Below are 16,530 nucleotides of genomic sequence, written 5' to 3'. Positions count from 1 at the left end.
CGTCGACCTCATCCCATGCGGCCACGCGCCGCCACCGGCAGCGTCTCCAGCACCCGTTCTCCGGCGATCAGGTGGACCTCGTCGAACAGATTGGTGACGACGCAGCAATGGTCGGGCACGATTCGCACGCGATCGCCGATACGCAGCCTGGCGTCGCCGGAAAGCGTGACGTTGCCGTGCTCTTCGCTGAGGCCGGTGACGGTAGCGCCCGGAATACCCAGCAATTCGCCGAAATCAGGCAGCCCCAGCGTATCGCTGGACAAGGCCTTGCTGCCGGCATCGAGGATGGCCCGTGTCGGCGTCGGATGGCTGACCACCGTCGACAGCACCGTCAGCGCGCAGTCGTCGAGACTGCCGACGCCTTTGGCGACCTGGTAGCGGTCGAGATAGATGTAGGTGCCGGGGCGGTACTCGGTAACGACGGAAGCCTCGTTTGAGCGCCACATATCCGGCGTGCCGCCGCTGGAGATGCATTCGCAGCCAAAGCCGGATGCGGCGAGCGCTTGGCGCGCGCCGGCGAGCCACGTCTCGGCCTCGGCAGCGCGGCGTGCCGCTGGATAAGTCATCAGCCCGCCGAAGGCGAGCCCCTTGGCCTTGTCGATCTCTCTGGCCAATGCGACCGCCTCGCTGGCCGACTGGACGCCGCAGCGGCCCATGCCGGTGTCGCATTCCACCAGCACCTGTAGCGGCTGGCCTGGATCGGTGAAGGTGGCGGCGAGACCCGCAAGTGTTTCCAGGCTGTCTGATGTCACCGACAGCGTCACACGACCGTGCAGCGCCTTGAGGCGCTCCAGCTTGGCCTTGCCCAGAATGTTATAAGGGAGAAAAATATCGGTGAGGCCGGAATCGGCCATCACCTCGGCTTCACCGATCTTCTGGCAGGTGATGCCGACCGCACCCGCTGCGATCTGCTTCTTTGCCCAGTAAGGCAGTTTGTGGGTCTTGATGTGCGGCCTGAGCTTCAGACCATGGCGATCGGCATGGGCCTGCGCCCGCGCGATGTTGGCTTCGGCGCGGTCGACATCGATCAGGATCGCCGGCGTATCGAGATCTTCTATACTCAGCATGGAATGCCATCATCAGGAAACTGGTTGCCGTTATGACCTCGATCGAACCGGATGTCATGAGGCCAGCTCATGCAGTTTACGTCGACACCGGATCGGCGTTCGGCTATTCGGTTTGGAGATCGCCTAGGCCGACTGGAAGGAACCACGATCATGAAACGCTCCGCTATCAACGACATCATCCGCGACGCCGACACCTTCATTCGCTCGTTCGGCTACATAATGCCGCCCTTCGCCTATTGGTCACCCGAAGAGATGAAGGCGCGCCGGCAGGATTCGTCGGCCATCTTCTCGTCCCGGCTTGGCTGGGACATCACCGATTACGGCCAGGGCAAGTTCAGCGATCTTGGCCTCTTCCTGTTCACTGTCCGCAACGGTCGCTACGAGGACATGAAGAAGGGCATGGGCATGCTCTATGCCGAGAAGATCATGATCTCGCGCAAGGATCAGCTGTCGCCGATGCACCGCCACAACATCAAGGCCGAGGACATCATCAATCGTGGCGGCGGCAAGCTTGTGCTGGAACTGTTCATGCACGATCGCGATGGCGGCATTGATCCGAAGGCCGAGGTATCGGTGCCTGTCGACGGAACCATCCACAGGCTGCCTGCGGGCGGGCTGCTGAAGCTCGACCCGGGCCAGAGCGTCACGCTTCTTCCGGGTGTCTGGCACGCCTTCTGGGCCGAAGGCAAGGACGTGCTGATCGGCGAGGTCTCGACCGTCAATGACGATCTCACCGACAATGTCTTCCGCGAACCGATCGGCCGCTTCGCGGACATCGACGAGGATGTCGCGCCGCTGCACCTGCTCGTGTCCGACTACGAGAAGTGGGTGGGGTAAGGCAGCGGCTTGAGAGGTCGGCCGGTGGCTAGTCTTCCCAGTTCAACTGCTGATGAAACGTCCAGATACTGATTGTGCTGTCACTGTGCTCACTCGTGCTGTGCAGTGAAAGTACGATATCCACCTCCGGTGGCGCCTCTATCCTTGTTATTATGAAGCGGGCTCCGTCTGCTAGGAGTTCGATGCCGGAGCCCGTTTTCCAATTTCCTCCCGCCTGCTGAAGTCGGCGGGAAGAATCGTCGAATTGCTCCTTCATCGATTCGTCGTTTGGAAAAGGTGCATCAGTGAGTCTGCTAAACTCTTCCCAAGACCCAGACACTGCTGCCTGAATTGCGCGCTCAATTCTGGATTCTTCAGTCCCGCTTATTTTGATCTGCATCGCCTCCGGCCTCTTCAGTCTACCGCGCACATGCTTGTCGGCCTTGCGGTTGCCGAGCAGCAGCTTCCGCTCGAGATGGGCTCGGAGCTGCCGTAATACGCCGTCAGGAACGGGCGGGCATCATGCGCCTGCGGCGTTGAGCCGATCTTGCGTCCGATCCTCGGTCGCCACCGCGGTTAGCTATGTCGAGTTGCGGCAGGTTAAGGAAGGCACCAGCGTCGATGAATTGGCGGAAATCTTCTCCTGACGAGAGAGGTCGCTCCCGCCTACCACATCATGAATGCGACATCCGCGTCGGAGACCTTACCTGCCGTCCCGTCGGCGATCGCCTGAAAGACCGCGCAGGCGGCCTCGTAGCATAAGCGGGCAGCATTCTCCGCGGCAGGGGTGACAGCAACAAGCGAATAGCGTATATTGACATAAAGATGTCTTTATGTCGCTTAAGCGCGACTGTCGCCTCGAGGACGGAATATGTCGCAAACCCCATCATCGCTGGACGACCTGTTCGGTCACGCCGCGGCTGCGCCCGATAGGTCGGAAGTCCGTGCGGCGCTGACGGCGGCGGCGCGCGAGCGCATCCTCATTCTCGACGGCGCCATGGGCACGCAGATCCAGGGCCTGGGCTTCGACGAGAACCACTTCCGTGGTGACAAATTCGCCGATTGCGCCTGCCATCAGCAGGGCAACAACGACCTGCTGATCTTGACGCAGCCCAGGGCGATCGAGGAGATTCACTATCAATACGCCATCGCCGGGGCGGACATTCTTGAGACCAACACCTTCTCCTCGACCGCCATCGCCCAGGCGGATTACGGCATGGAGGATGCGGTCTACGCGCTGAACCGCGACGGTGCGCGGCTGGTGCGTAGGGCAGCGGTGAGGGCTGAGCAGGAGGACGGCAGGCGTCGTTTCGTCGCCGGTGCGCTGGGGCCAACCAACCGCACCGCCTCGATGTCGCCGGATGTCAACAATCCCGGCTACCGGGCCGTGACATTCGACGAATTGCGCCTTGCCTATGGCGAGCAGCTGCGCGGTCTGATCGACGGCGGCGCCGACATCATCCTGATCGAGACCATCTTCGATACGTTGAACGCCAAGGCGGCGATCTTCGCAGCAGAAGAGATCTTCATCGAGAAGGATATGCATCTGCCGGTCATGATCTCCGGCACGATCACCGACCTGTCCGGCCGCACGCTGTCCGGCCAGACGCCGACGGCTTTCTGGCATTCAGTCCGTCACGCCAACCCGTTCACAATAGGCCTCAATTGCGCGCTGGGCGCCAAGGCCATGCGCGCGCATCTGGACGAAATTTCCGGTGTCGCCGACACCTTTGTTTGTGCCTATCCGAATGCCGGTCTGCCCAATGAATTCGGCCGTTATGACGAGAGCCCGGAATTCATGGCCGCGCAGATCGAGGAGTTCGCACGCGACGGATTGGTCAATGTCGTCGGCGGCTGCTGCGGCTCGACGCCGGACCACATCCGCGCCATCGCACAGGCGGTGAAGGAATATCCGCCGCGCGCTGTTCCCGACATCGAGCCGAAGATGCGCCTTTCGGGGCTCGAGCCGTTCACGTTGACCAACGAGATTCCATTCGTGAATGTCGGCGAGCGCACCAATGTCACGGGCTCGGCCAGGTTCAGGAAGCTGATCACGGCGGGCGATTATGCCGCCGCGCTCGAAGTCGCCCGCGACCAGGTCGCCAATGGCGCGCAGATCATCGACATCAACATGGACGAAGGCCTGATCGATTCGAAAAAGGCGATGGTCGAATATCTCAACCTGATCGCAGCCGAGCCGGATATCGCCCGCGTTCCCGTGATGATCGACAGCTCCAAATGGGAGATCATCGAAGCCGGCCTGAAATGCGTGCAAGGCAAGCCGCTGGTGAACTCCATTTCCATGAAGGAAGGCGAAGCGGCCTTTCTGCACCATGCGAAGCTCGTCCGCGCGTATGGCGCGGCAGTGGTCGTCATGGCCTTCGACGAAGACGGTCAGGCCGACACACAGGCGCGCAAGGTCGAAATCTGCACCCGCGCCTATAAGCTGCTGACCGAGCAGGCCGGATTCTCGCCCGAGGATATCGTTTTCGACCCGAACATCTTTGCCATCGCCACCGGCATCGACGAGCACAACAATTACGGCGTCGACTTCATCGAAGCAGCACGGCAGATCACCGCGACGCTTCCCCATGTCCACATATCGGGTGGCGTGTCGAACCTCTCCTTCTCGTTTCGCGGCAACGAGCCGGTGCGCGAGGCCATGCATGCCGTATTCCTTTATCATGCCATCCAGGCCGGCATGGACATGGGCATCGTCAACGCCGGGCAGCTTGCCGTTTACGAGTCCATCGATCCGGAACTGCGCGAAGCCTGCGAGGACGTCGTCAACAACCGTCAGCCGAAGGGCGGCGGCACAGCGACCGAACGCATGCTGGAACTCGCCGAACGCTTCAAGGGCACAGCGGGCAAGGAGGCGCAGGGACGCGATCTCGCCTGGCGCGACTGGCCGGTCGAGCAGCGCATTTCGCACGCACTGGTCAACGGCATCACCGAATTCATCGACCAGGACACGGACGAAGCACGACTTGCCGCCGAGCGCCCGCTGCATGTCATCGAAGGTCCTTTGATGGCAGGAATGAATGTCGTCGGCGATCTGTTTGGTGCCGGCAAGATGTTCCTGCCGCAAGTGGTGAAGTCCGCCCGCGTCATGAAGCAGGCCGTTGCCGGCTTGCTTCCGCACATGGAGGCGGAGAAGCTGGCGAACGCCGCCAATGGCGTCGACACCGGCGAGCGCCAGACCGCCGGAAAGATCCTGATGGCGACGGTGAAGGGCGATGTGCACGATATCGGCAAGAACATCGTCGGTGTGGTTCTGGCCTGCAACAATTACGAGATCATTGACCTCGGCGTCATGGTGCCGGCGGCGAAGATCCTGCAGACGGCGCGCGAGCAGCAGGTCGACATCATCGGCCTATCCGGCCTGATCACGCCTTCGCTCGACGAGATGGCGCATATGGCCGCCGAGATGGAGCGCGAAGGTTTTGACATTCCGCTGTTGATCGGCGGCGCGACGACCAGCCGCGTGCATACGGCGGTAAAGATTCATCCGCGCTATATCAGGGGCCAGACGGTCTACGTCACCGATGCCAGCCGCGCGGTCGGCGTGGTGTCGGCACTGCTGTCGAACGAGACCAAGGGCGGCTATGTCGACAACGTTCGTGCCGAATACAAGAAGGTTGCCGATGCGCACGCGCGCAGCGAAGCCGACAAGCAGCGCTTGCCGCTCGTCAAGGCGCGTGCCAACGCCCACAGGATCGACTGGTCGGCCTACGCGCCCCCGAAGCCGTCCTTCCTCGGCGTGAAAGTCTTCGAAGGCTGGGATCTGGCCGAGCTCGCGCGCTATATCGACTGGACGCCGTTCTTCCAGACCTGGGAGCTGAAGGGCCGTTACCCGAAAATCCTCGACGACGAGACTCAAGGGCCGGCGGCACGCCAGCTCTTCGAGGACGCCCAGGCGATGCTGGCGAAGATCATCGCGGAAAAATGGTTCGCGCCGAAGGGCGTCATCGGCTTCTGGCCGGCCAACGCTGTCGGCGACGACATCAGGCTGTTCACCGACGACGCGCGATCGCAGGAACTGGCGAGCTTCTTCACGCTGCGCCAGCAGCTGACCAAGCGCGACGGCAAGGCGAATGTCGCACTCTCGGATTTCGTCGCGCCTTTTGACAGCGGCAAGGCCGACTATCTCGGCGGCTTCATCGTCACCGCCGGCATCGAGGAAGCGGCAATCGCCGAGCGCTTCGAGCGGGCGAACGACGACTACTCGTCCATCATGGTCAAGGCGCTGGCCGACCGTTTCGCCGAAGCCTTCGCCGAGCGCCTGCACGAACGCGTGCGCAAGGAATTCTGGGCCTATGCCCCGGATGAGGATCTGGCGCCGGACGAGCTGATCGGCGAACCCTATCGCGGCATCCGCCCGGCGCCCGGCTATCCGGCGCAGCCCGATCACACCGAGAAAGCGACGCTGTTTCGCCTGCTCGACGGCGAGCGCAATGCCGGCGTCAGCCTGACCGAAAGTTTTGCGATGTGGCCGGGCTCCTCGGTGTCCGGCATCTACCTGTCGCATCCCGAAAGCTATTATTTCGGCGTGGCCAAGGTCGAACGCGACCAGGTCGAGGATTACGCGCGCCGCAAGCGCATGCCGCTCGCCGAGGTCGAGCGCTGGCTCGGCCCGATCCTGAACTATGTGCCGGCGCAGGGGCTGGACGCCGCCGCGTGAAATCGCGCCGCGAGGCTGATAGGGCGAGAAGCCGGCACCTTCATGACAGCAGCCTTGTCCTGATTGCGCGCTCGTTCTGCACCGACACGTGACGGGCACCTCCACCTTGGCCAGGCCTGGCCTGCAGCGATGGTGCACCGGCCCGCCTCGGATTGACGCGCGATCCTTAAGCTGCAAAGTATATTAACGTTCTGTTTACCAAATATTAGTCTCGGCAGGGACTGGGGGGGCAATTTGGAACCGTTTCTGGGTGCGAACCGCCTTAATTGGGATGATCGGGCCGAACTGCATTCGACCGACACAACGGGCAGCTACCACATAGAAAATGTGCTGGCAGGCGGATCCAATCTCTATGAGTTGGAAACGCGCGAGGTCGGTGACATTCTCGGCAAAGATATCGTCCATCTGCAATGTCATATCGGGCTCGACACAATCAGCTTGAAGAACCTGGGCGCGGGCAGCGTGACCGGCCTCGACTTTTCGCCGACAGCGATCGCAGCGGCGCGGGATTTCGCTGCAAAGGCAGGGACTAATGTGCGCTTCGTGGAGGCGCCACTGTTCGAGGCAGTCGAGGCGCTCGGCCGAACCTTTGACATCGCTTACGTTACCTGGGGTTCGGTAAACTGGCTGGACGACGTGTTCCGCTGGGCGCGAGTGGTTGCCGATCTCCTGCGCCCCGGCGGCCGGCTCTATCTGGCCGAGGGCCACCCGTTGATGTTCCAGTGTGACCGCAAGGCTGCGGCGCTGGAGTTCAAGCATGACTGGCGAACGCCAATAGCTCGACCACTCGCATGGAATGAGGAACTCACCTATACCGGCGACGACCGCATCTTGAAGCATCCTCGCTACTATGAGTGGATTCATCCGGTCAGTGACGTGGTGAACGCGCTGATTTCAGCTGGGCTGACGCTTGATTTTCTCAATGAGCATGACACGGTTTCGTGGCAGCACTTTTCATTTGCCGTGAGGGCCGGCAAGGATATGTACGGCTTGCCAGAGAACTCTCCCAAGATCCCAATGGCCTATTCCATTGGCGCGACGAAGCGTAGCGTCGGCAAGATCCCATATCTTGTTACCCCCAAGACAATTGAGGGCCACTAATCCTACTCTTATTCCAGATTTTGCATTGTCATCTCGTCGATCTGATGCCGGAAAGGTGAGCACGGTTATCCCTCCACGAGAGCAACCCATGCACCTTCAGCAACTGCAAGCAATTCTGAGGTGTCAAGCGAGCCGCAGGTCTGTTCCAACCACTCCGGCGGCCACCAGGCGGTCGGAAAGTGCAAAAATTTTAGGACCCGTGAAGGTCAAAATTAAATATTGATAGCTAATATTCCTTGGTCGGGTTGCCCGAGAACCTGAATAGCAGCTGAGGAATCGCCTATTGGCTCTTTTCCGCGCTAAGTTCGGCGGTATTAAGAAGGCTGTTTTTTCGTCGGCAAATATCCCGGCGGCAATGGCAGTGATAGTTATTGCCGTTGGCGCAGCGTTTGCGGACCACCAGAACAAAGTCGTCTCGGATCAAGCCGCCCGTGCGGATGTCCTGGCCAAGGTCAATCTTATCCGCGCCAAGCTTGAAGGTAACATCAACGGAAACCTTCAACTGGTGCAGGGCCTGGTCGCGGCAGTCGTGACTGAGCCCTATATGGGACAGCAACGCTTCGCCTCGCTCGCGAGCAACCTGTTTGGCGGGGGCTCGCAATTGAAAAATATTGCCGGCGCGCCCGATCTGGTCATTTCCCTGATGTACCCGATGGAGGGCAACGAGAAGGCGATAGGCCTCGATTACCGCAAGGACGAGCGCCAGCGTGTGGCCGCGCTAAGGGCGCGAGACGAGCGCGAGCTAATTCTTGCCGGTCCCGTCGACTTGAGGCAGGGAGGGCAAGGCTTCGTCGGTCGTATTCCGGTTTTTGTACGGAGTGCGGGCAACACCGAAAGGTTCTGGGGCATCATTTCGGCCGTTGTCGACGTTCAGCGCCTTTATAAGGCGAGCGGCCTGCTTGACGACGATCTCGGGATTGACATAGCGCTGATCGGCAAGGACGCTCTCGGTCCAAGTGGAGATCAATTCTTCGGCAATGAGGGCGTCGCCAAAAGCAATCCGGTGACAGCCGACGTTCTGCTCCCGTCCGGTTCGTGGCGTATCGCAGCCATTCCCAAAAACGGCTGGCCTTCGACGCCCGACAACGCGTTGTTCTTGCGCGCAATCATGGCGGTGGCCGGGGCGTTGGTTGTGATCCCATTCCTGGTTACGGGTCGACTGATTGGCGAGAGACAGCGCAACTATGCGGAACTGAGTCGATTGTCGAGACGCCTGGAACTCGCCCTGGAAGCGTCAGCTATTGGCGTTTGGGAACACGATCTCGCGACCAACGAACTTACGTGGGACGACCGCGTCAACGAAATATACGGCAAACCGACTGGGGAGCACCGCGGCTACCTGGACTGGGCGGGAGCAATCCACCCGGATGATTTGGCTGGCGCCCACGCCGATTTCGACAGCGCGATGGCCGTCGGCGGGCCATATTTGTCGGAGTACCGGATCATTCGGCCGGATGGCGAGATTCGCCATGTCCGATCCAAAGCGATAATTCACCGGGTCGCAAACGACACCCCAAAAATGATTGGCGCCGAATGGGATGTGACAGCCGATGTCCTGCTGAACAAGGACCTGGTTCGCGCAAAACAGCTTTCCGAGTCGAAAAACGCAGAACTCGAGTCGGCCAAGGCGCGCATAGAGCACATTGCGCTCCACGATTCGCTGACCGGTTTGCCCAACCGGCGTTACCTCGACCAAGTGCTGGAAGATTACGCAGCAAACGCCAGGCGCGCCGGCGGGTATGCGGCACTGCTTCACATAGATCTGGATCGGTTCAAGCACATCAACGATACGCTTGGCCACGCCGCAGGCGACGCAATGCTTGTTCACGCGTCAACTGTCCTCCGATCCAAGGTCGATGGTGAGGGATTCGTCGCTCGGATCGGAGGAGACGAATTCATCGTCCTGTGCGTGGTGCATGACGATGTCGAGCAACTGGCGCGGCTCGCTGACCGGATCATCAGCCAGATGCGCGAACCCGTCTACTATCAGGGCCATCGATGCCGTTTTGGCGTGAGCGTGGGAATTGCAGTCGACAACGGAAAAGATGTCGAAGCCAAACACCTGCTGGTCAACGCTGACATCGCGCTTTACCGAGCAAAGGGGCGTGGGCGCAATCGATACGAATTCTTCACCGAGGCGATGCAAAGCGAAATCGTCGACACAAAACGGATTGCCGACGAAATTCTCGGCGGCCTTGAGCGCAACGAGTTCATTCCCTTCTACCAGCCGCAATTTGACGCAAAAACGCTCGAAATTGTTGGGGTTGAGGCGCTGGCGCGATGGAGACATCCGGAGAAGGGTATTTTGGCGCCCGATGTATTCCTAAGGATTGCGGAAGAACTGAATGTCGTCTCGATCATCGATCGAACCATATTAGAGCAATCGCTTTTGGATTTCGAAGGGTGGTCTGCTGCGAATCTTCACATTCCGCGGGTGTCAGTCAACGTTTCGGCGCGCCGCCTTCAAGATGACGAACTCATAAAGAGTCTTAGGAAGCTGAATATCAAGAAAGGAACGATTTCATTCGAGCTCGTTGAGTCAATTTTCCTTGACGAAAATGATGATTTTGTTACCTGGAATCTTGAGCAGATAAAAGATCTCGGCATTGACATAGAAATAGACGATTTTGGTACGGGCTATGCCTCAATAGTCAGCTTGCTCAAGCTGCAGCCTCGCCGGCTGAAGATAGATCGCCAGCTGGTCGTCCCAATTGTCAAATCGCCGCAACGAAGGCAGGTCGTCTCGTCGATCATTGAAATCGGCAAATCCCTGGGTATTGAGGTCGTAGCGGAGGGTGTCGAGACGATGGAGCACGCACAGACACTCAAGAGCTTGGGCTGCGACATACTGCAGGGTTATGCCTTCGGGCATGCGTTGGATTCCGAAGGACTAAAGGCCTTTGTTCGATCTCGGCGTCTGCGCACGGCCAGCTAACTGTTGACGTCCGCCTCAAGGCCTCCGGCAGGGAAGCGGCTGGTTCTGCACGCACACGACGAGGCTTGTACGGCAGCGGTGTATGACTGGCTTGGTGCGTGAATCTGTCTTTCGACCGGTTCAGTCTCGGCGATGGATACGCATCTCGATGATGTTGCTCTCGACCAGCGACTGCACTCCCGCGCTTCCAATGCCTGAAGCGTAATCGGCGAATGCCCAGATGCCCACGTTGAAGGTGTATTCGCCGGGGTCGATTCGTCCTCCCATGCCACTGGGGAAGACGCTCGTGAAGTTGGTCCGAACGCTCTCATTCTCTGAGAGGCTGCTCCCGCGCCTGCGCCACCACGGAAAGGTGCCCGCCATCAAGACCTGGCCACCCTTCATAAAAGTCGTCTCCAGGCCACCCTCCGAGGTGGCGCTCGCACCAATGCCGCGTGCGCCAATGGTGAAGGAATGGCGCGATGAGCGCGGCGCGAACAACTCAACCGCGATCGGACGATCGGTCCGCACGATGCAGCCGACGCCGATGTGTGCGTGGACAAAACGGCTGGCGCCGCCTGCGACCCCGCCGCCGGCCCGCGCATCCACGCCGAGGCGTCCCCGTTGGTCGCCGCTCTGGCTGAACGGAGGGGCCCCTCCGTTGTGATGCCATCTCCAGGCGAAGTCGTAGGGAGGAAGCCGCTGCTCGACGCTGCTGTCGGTCGGCGACGCAGGGATCACGTGATCGCGCCCTCCGCCAGGCGGGCCCTGCAGGCGCAGGCTGTCCTTAGCCTTGAATGGCCGCATGCCGACCCCTTCGCGCGCCTCTGCAACTCCGGGGTCCGCTCGGATCAGCTTCGCAAGGCGCGCCGTGATCGCGTCATGCAGCTTGTCCTCCTCGGCCGCTCGCTCGCGCGCGGCGTCGGCCTCCGCACGCGTGCGCTCCACCGCCGACGCGATCGACCGCTCGACTATCTCGCGCTGACCCGGTGCCAGGCTCGCACTGAAGTAGATTTCGATGCCGTCAGGCATGGCGATATCCCCCCGTTTGAACCCCATGATTTTGGTGCTGGCGAAGCGATCGTCAAGCGTAAAATTAGCGATCTCTAATGATTGTCCGTCAGCAGTGGGAGTGCCATCTCGCGCTTCCCCGCTGCAGGTCGGGCCTAATCCGATCGCGCCCGCTCTCCGCCAGAGGCGCTGGCCTTTTTCATTCGTTCGTCCGATGCGCGTGCCTATGGCGAAGATAGCATCGAGAGTCCGTTTGCTGTTCTCAGCGGCGGCTTTCAAGAATTACTGCTGCGCGCAGCGTTGCACCGGAGATGGGTCGCCGACGGGTGCCGCGGTTGAAGCGATCCACTCTCTTCTCACGTAAGTTATGCCAGCCGGCGAGCCTGTGCCGATTGCGATCACTTTGCGCTGGCACGATGGGGGGCGCAACCGCTTTGATTGGGCAAGATAGCAATCGTATATTTGAAGATTCTAATTTGAGGTATGCTAATATTTCGACGAGGAGACGGGGTCTCTGGCATGATCGATTCAGACGTGTTCGACTTTGTCGAACGCTGCAGGAAGCACACAGCTACCGGGCCGCTGCTGAGCGACCTTCTTGAAACCGTGAGGAATCTCGGCTTCGAGCATCTTATCCTGAGCGGTGTGCCGCTCAGTGGTCAGAAACTTGCACCGATGGTTGAACTGAATGGCTGGCCGGCCGGCTGGTTCGAACGCTATGTCGAAGCCGAGCATGCCGCGGTCGATGGTGTTTGCATCTACTCGGCAAAGACCTTGAAGCCGTTCCTTTGGTCCGAAGTCCCGGCAAAGTGGTCAGATACAGAAGGCTCACGACGCGTCGCCGGCGAGGCGACGGAGTTCGGCATCTGGAGCGGCTTTGCCGTCCCGATGCTCAGCGTCCACCATTGGCAGTCCGTTCTGTCGTTTGCGTCGTCCGCAAAGTCCTGCATCCTGTCGCCGCGACATCAAGTGCAACTGGTCACCATGGCGGTCTATGCCGGCATGTCGATCCAGGCTTTGTCGAATGACGTTGACGGCGATGAAGGCCTGCTGACCGACCGGGAAAAAGAGGTGCTCTTGTGGGCTGCGGCCGGCAAGACATCGGCGGAGACATCCCAAATCCTTGGCCTGACCGAGCGCACTGTCAAATGGCATTCGATGCGAGCTCGCGAGGCATTTGGCGTCGCCACGACCACGCAAGCCGTCGTTGAAGCAGTACGCAGGCGCCTGATTCATCCCTGAACGCGTCAACTGTCCGATCGGACAGGTGACCTATATTAGGAACACTGCAACTATCCCCCGAGAACGATCGGGGGATCGCGGCCATGATCACGGCTCACGTAATCAATGCGTACAACAAGCATCTGTACGAGAACGAATTCGACGAATTCCTGCGCCGGCGGCACGATTTTTTCGTGCATCAAAAACATTGGCGCCCTCCGAGCCCGGACGGTCGCGAGCTAGACCAGTTCGATACGGACGCGGCGACCTACCTGCTGGGTATTGAAGACGGTCGCGTCGTGACCTCGGCTCGATTGATCCCAACGAGCGAGCCGCACATGGTCTCGGAGGTCTTTTCTCACATGTGCGAAAAATCGGGCGTCCCGAGACGTCCCGATTGGGCCGAATGGACACGCACCTTCGTCGTTCCCGACAAACGCTCGACCGGGTTGCGGGGGACGCTGACGCAGCTGTGCTGCGCGGTTATGGAATACGCCCTCGATGAGGGTCTCAGCGCCGTCGGCGGCGTCCAGGAAACCTACTTCATGCCCCACCACGGTGCCCTCAAATGGCGAGTCGAGCCGATGGGTATGGCCAGGGAAGAGAACGGCGAATGGTACATCGTCGCTTATATCGAGGTGAATGAGGCGGCACTGGCGAGTGTGCGGAAGATACTTGGGATCGAGCATTCGCTGTTGGTTCGTCGCGGAACGCAGCCTCCATTTCTCACTTGGCCCGAGAAGCGCTTGGAGACGATGGCTGAACATCAAACGGCGGCTAAAGACGCCGCTTTTGGCGCAACATGCTCGTTCTGCAGATGAGCCGAGCGGCAGCTTTCCAGATGGAATGTGGCCGTCGGGGCAGATGTCATCGTGGCATACGAATGGTAGAGATCCAGACATTATGATGTTCAATGGCCGTGCTTCGGCTGTAGCCGGCGCCTGTCGCGCATCCGAATGCAATTCACATCCTCAGCGTGCCCTTTGTTAATTAACTACTACTTTTAGGAGTGGTCCAACTGCTTGCTAGCCAGAGAGGGAGGTTCTGATGAAAAGACTGTCTAGGCGCTCTGTACTGGGAATGGCTCTTTTAGCCAGTACGGCCAATCTGCGGGTCCGTGGATCATTTGCTCAAGAGCTGAGTTTCAACGGCATCGGTCTTTTCAGCAACATCAAGCCTGACGCCAAGTTTTACGCTGTCAGGTTCTGGAGTTTTGCCGCTTTAGACATGATCGCTCTTGATCATTCGGTTAAGCCGGAACAGGCCATCGCGCCTGGACCATGCGCCTCGTCTCTCGCACTTGCGTTGGTCCACGCGGCTATAGCCGATGCGGCGCGCTACGCGTACGGGGCCAGGTATGAGCCCCAGTTCCACAAGGGCGCTAAGCCGGGTCCGATCGATCATCCAGCTGCGTTCGTAGGGGGCGCAGCATTCCGCGTTCTCACTGCGATTTTCGAGAATTCCCCGCTCCATGAATCGGAACTCGATGCGAGAAAAGGAACATTCCGTAGGGCGTTAGGGGAAGGGGACCTGCGGGTTCCTGTATCGTGGAAGGGCGGGCAAGATTTCGTTAGTGCCGAGTTCTTGAAGAGGTGGGACGCCAAAGTCATCAAGGAGAAGCTGTTCCAAGACTATGACACCAAACCGGGCAAGCATAATGTCGATCCTTTTAATAAAGGGCAGGGGTTCTATGGGGCTGGCTGGGGCTCACACCCGCCTCTGGTTCTTACAGCGAGCGATGTGAACCCGGACAAGGGCCCGTTGGCTCCTCCGCCTCCGCCTGCAATCACGCCCAAGGAGATCGCATTTGTCAAAGCGAAGGGCGGGCTGAATCCCGTTGACGTCGACGGCGAAAAAGCACGAACAGGCCCGGAGACTAACATTGGACTCTTTTGGGCTTACGATGGCGCCCGGTATCTCGGTACTCCTCCCGTTCTTTACAATGAGATCTTATGGCAATACGCAGACACTGATACGTCAATGACAGACGCTTCTGTAGCCCGCCTGCTGGCGTTGTGTAACATAGCGATGGCAGATGGGGGAATTGTAGCTTGGGCGTCTAAATACTTCCACGAAGTTTGGAGGCCTGTTCGCGCGATTTATGAGATGGGCGATACAAACTGGCATCCGCTCGGCGCACCAAGGACCAACTCTGGCCTGACCGCACCGGGGGCTGCAGAGTTTGAAATAAATACGACTCAGGTCCTGCTAGGTGCAACTCGGTTGGAGGCTTTGCCCTCAGAAGCGGCACCAGCGGCGATGGAGGTTGTGACCGGCACGCGTAAAATTCCGTACCCAATGGCTGCGTTTACACCGAATTTCCCAGCCTATCCATCAGGTCACGCTACTTTCGGAGGTGCTTGCTTTGAGATGCTGCGGCTTATCAGGAAGGAAACCCTTATCAGCGAAGGTGCCGCTAACAGAATCCGTTTGCGAGGAGTGCGATCAGGAGAGGTTAATCGAAGAGTCGCCGACAACATCATCTCACGTGATAACTTCACCGGGATTGACCGAGACAAAGTGCTTATGAATTTTCATACAATTGACGATCTCGATATGGGCAACTCCATTTCACGCGTCTTCTTAGGCGTGCATTGGACCTTCGATTCGACTGAGGGGTCTGCGAGCGGCAAGAAGATTGCGAACCGGGTATTTGGGACGGCGTACGGCCCCACTGTGTAGCCGAAGCTAACAGCTGTTCCAAACTTAGATCTTCACGATTGCCGGGCAGGATCAGCGAGTAACCGCAATCCAGCGTTAGAGCAGACTGCAGTTCGTTGCGCTTAATACGATCGCGCAGCCAGAAGGATCAAATGGGCGAAACGGAACAGGATTTTTCCGAGAAGCTCCGCGAGCGCATCAGAGAGAGTGCCCCAAACGACCGCGGTGAACGGGCCGGTCTACAGCTAGTTCGCATGGCTATCGCGGGCTGATCGGAGGGTGCAATCCCGATCTCGCAGCACAGGAGATGCGCAGGACCCGAACCGCCTTCCGTTGCGTTTGTTTCAGACGCAAAAAGCCCGCCGCACCTTTCGGCACGGCGGCGATAGCTCCCGGCAAACCGGACTGGTTCAACATTCGGGACAATCTTCTCGGGTTTTGGTGCTTTGTCTAGCTCCAGGGAGCGGACCCGGCCATGGCGGCAGTTTGGGCTTTCGATATCGATCCGGGTAGCGCTTGCATTCTTCCCGAACACGATTGAGCCAAGTCTCATACCAGCACCAAGTCTTGCCAACGGCAATTGCCCGTAGCCTTTCACGGCTTTTTTGGCCTCAAGCTTCTTCCACAGCTTGTTGTGAGCATCTTTAGTAAACCCGTTCCACCCTTCGGCGCGGATGATTTTCACCACCTCCCTAGGAAAGGTACCTTCTCTTCTCTACCTCTTTCAGGACGATGTTGAGCTTTTCCTCTATCTCCGATCCAGGCGGGACGATTTGGACCGCAAGATCCTTAATTGCGTCGTTGAAATTGATGCAGCAGGCTTGGAGCTTGGCGCTCACCGCATCGTCAATACGGCTCGTGGACCTATGGACAATCCCGAACAAATTCACCGACTGCTAACCGTCCGGACGCCGGCGCGAATTTGCGATGATTGCATGGCCAGCATGACAGGCACCTCGCCTCGACAGCAGGTGAATGTGGTTGCCCGTTCGCTTGGCTTAACTACCGATTTTGATAGAAGCACCGGTCAGTGTTCGGAGTGTCGTGCTGACAAACTA

Annotated in this window: 10 protein-coding genes; 7 read left to right on the top strand and 3 right to left on the bottom strand. The window is 59.2% G+C overall.

Annotated features, from left to right (window positions below; all coding sequences use genetic code 11):
- Positions 1 to 8 precede the first annotated feature (8 nt).
- Positions 9 to 1,067, bottom strand: a complete 1,059-nt coding sequence (locus ACWTU8_RS12175) for a D-TA family PLP-dependent enzyme (protein WP_455848260.1) — start codon at positions 1,065 to 1,067, stop codon at positions 9 to 11.
- Positions 1,068 to 1,217: 150 nt separating this feature from the next.
- On the opposite strand from ACWTU8_RS12175, the gene ACWTU8_RS12170 reads away from it, so the two are divergent.
- Positions 1,218 to 1,904: a D-lyxose/D-mannose family sugar isomerase gene (locus ACWTU8_RS12170; RefSeq protein WP_095521782.1), complete on the top strand. Its 687-nt coding sequence runs from the start codon at positions 1,218 to 1,220 to the stop codon at positions 1,902 to 1,904.
- Positions 1,905 to 1,932: 28 nt separating this feature from the next.
- Here the strand turns inward: ACWTU8_RS12170 and ACWTU8_RS12165 are convergent, their stop codons facing one another.
- Positions 1,933 to 2,283 (bottom strand): hypothetical protein, encoded by a 351-nt coding sequence (locus ACWTU8_RS12165; protein ID WP_455848259.1) that lies wholly within the window; start codon positions 2,281 to 2,283, stop codon positions 1,933 to 1,935.
- Positions 2,284 to 2,754: 471 nt separating this feature from the next.
- Between ACWTU8_RS12165 and metH the strand changes: the two genes are divergently transcribed.
- From metH to ACWTU8_RS12150, 3 genes are all read left to right on the top strand, one after another.
- Complete coding sequence (metH, locus tag ACWTU8_RS12160; protein ID WP_455848258.1) at positions 2,755 to 6,564, top strand: methionine synthase; 3,810 nt, start codon at positions 2,755 to 2,757, stop codon at positions 6,562 to 6,564.
- 234 nt (positions 6,565 to 6,798) lie between these two features.
- Positions 6,799 to 7,665 carry a class I SAM-dependent methyltransferase gene (locus ACWTU8_RS12155; RefSeq protein ID WP_455848257.1) on the top strand — a complete coding sequence of 289 codons (867 nt, stop codon included), beginning with the start codon at positions 6,799 to 6,801 and terminating at the stop codon, positions 7,663 to 7,665.
- A 355-nt stretch (positions 7,666 to 8,020) separates the two neighbouring features.
- Positions 8,021 to 10,600: a bifunctional diguanylate cyclase/phosphodiesterase gene (locus ACWTU8_RS12150; RefSeq protein ID WP_455848445.1), complete on the top strand. Its 2,580-nt coding sequence runs from the start codon at positions 8,021 to 8,023 to the stop codon at positions 10,598 to 10,600.
- Positions 10,601 to 10,720: 120 nt separating this feature from the next.
- Here the strand turns inward: ACWTU8_RS12150 and ACWTU8_RS12145 are convergent, their stop codons facing one another.
- Complete coding sequence (locus tag ACWTU8_RS12145; protein ID WP_455848256.1) at positions 10,721 to 11,869, bottom strand: hypothetical protein; 1,149 nt, start codon at positions 11,867 to 11,869, stop codon at positions 10,721 to 10,723.
- Positions 11,870 to 12,109: 240 nt separating this feature from the next.
- Here ACWTU8_RS12145 and ACWTU8_RS12140 point away from each other — a divergent pair, with 240 nt between their 5' ends.
- The 3 genes from ACWTU8_RS12140 to ACWTU8_RS12130 all read left to right on the top strand — a co-directional run bounded on the left by ACWTU8_RS12140 (position 12,110) and on the right by ACWTU8_RS12130 (position 15,493).
- Positions 12,110 to 12,832 (top strand): helix-turn-helix transcriptional regulator, encoded by a 723-nt coding sequence (locus ACWTU8_RS12140; protein WP_455848255.1) that lies wholly within the window; start codon positions 12,110 to 12,112, stop codon positions 12,830 to 12,832.
- Positions 12,833 to 12,915: 83 nt separating this feature from the next.
- On the top strand, positions 12,916 to 13,632 hold the full coding sequence (locus ACWTU8_RS12135; RefSeq protein ID WP_455848254.1) for an acyl-homoserine-lactone synthase: 717 nt from the start codon (positions 12,916 to 12,918) through the stop codon (positions 13,630 to 13,632).
- A 226-nt stretch (positions 13,633 to 13,858) separates the two neighbouring features.
- A complete protein-coding gene (locus ACWTU8_RS12130; protein ID WP_455848253.1) occupies positions 13,859 to 15,493 on the top strand; it encodes a vanadium-dependent haloperoxidase in 1,635 nt (544 codons plus the stop codon).
- Positions 15,494 to 16,530 lie beyond the last annotated feature (1,037 nt).

The sequence above is a fragment of the Mesorhizobium sp. BHbdii genome, assembly GCF_053848045.1.
This window is presented reverse-complemented; position numbering and strand designations above follow the sequence as displayed.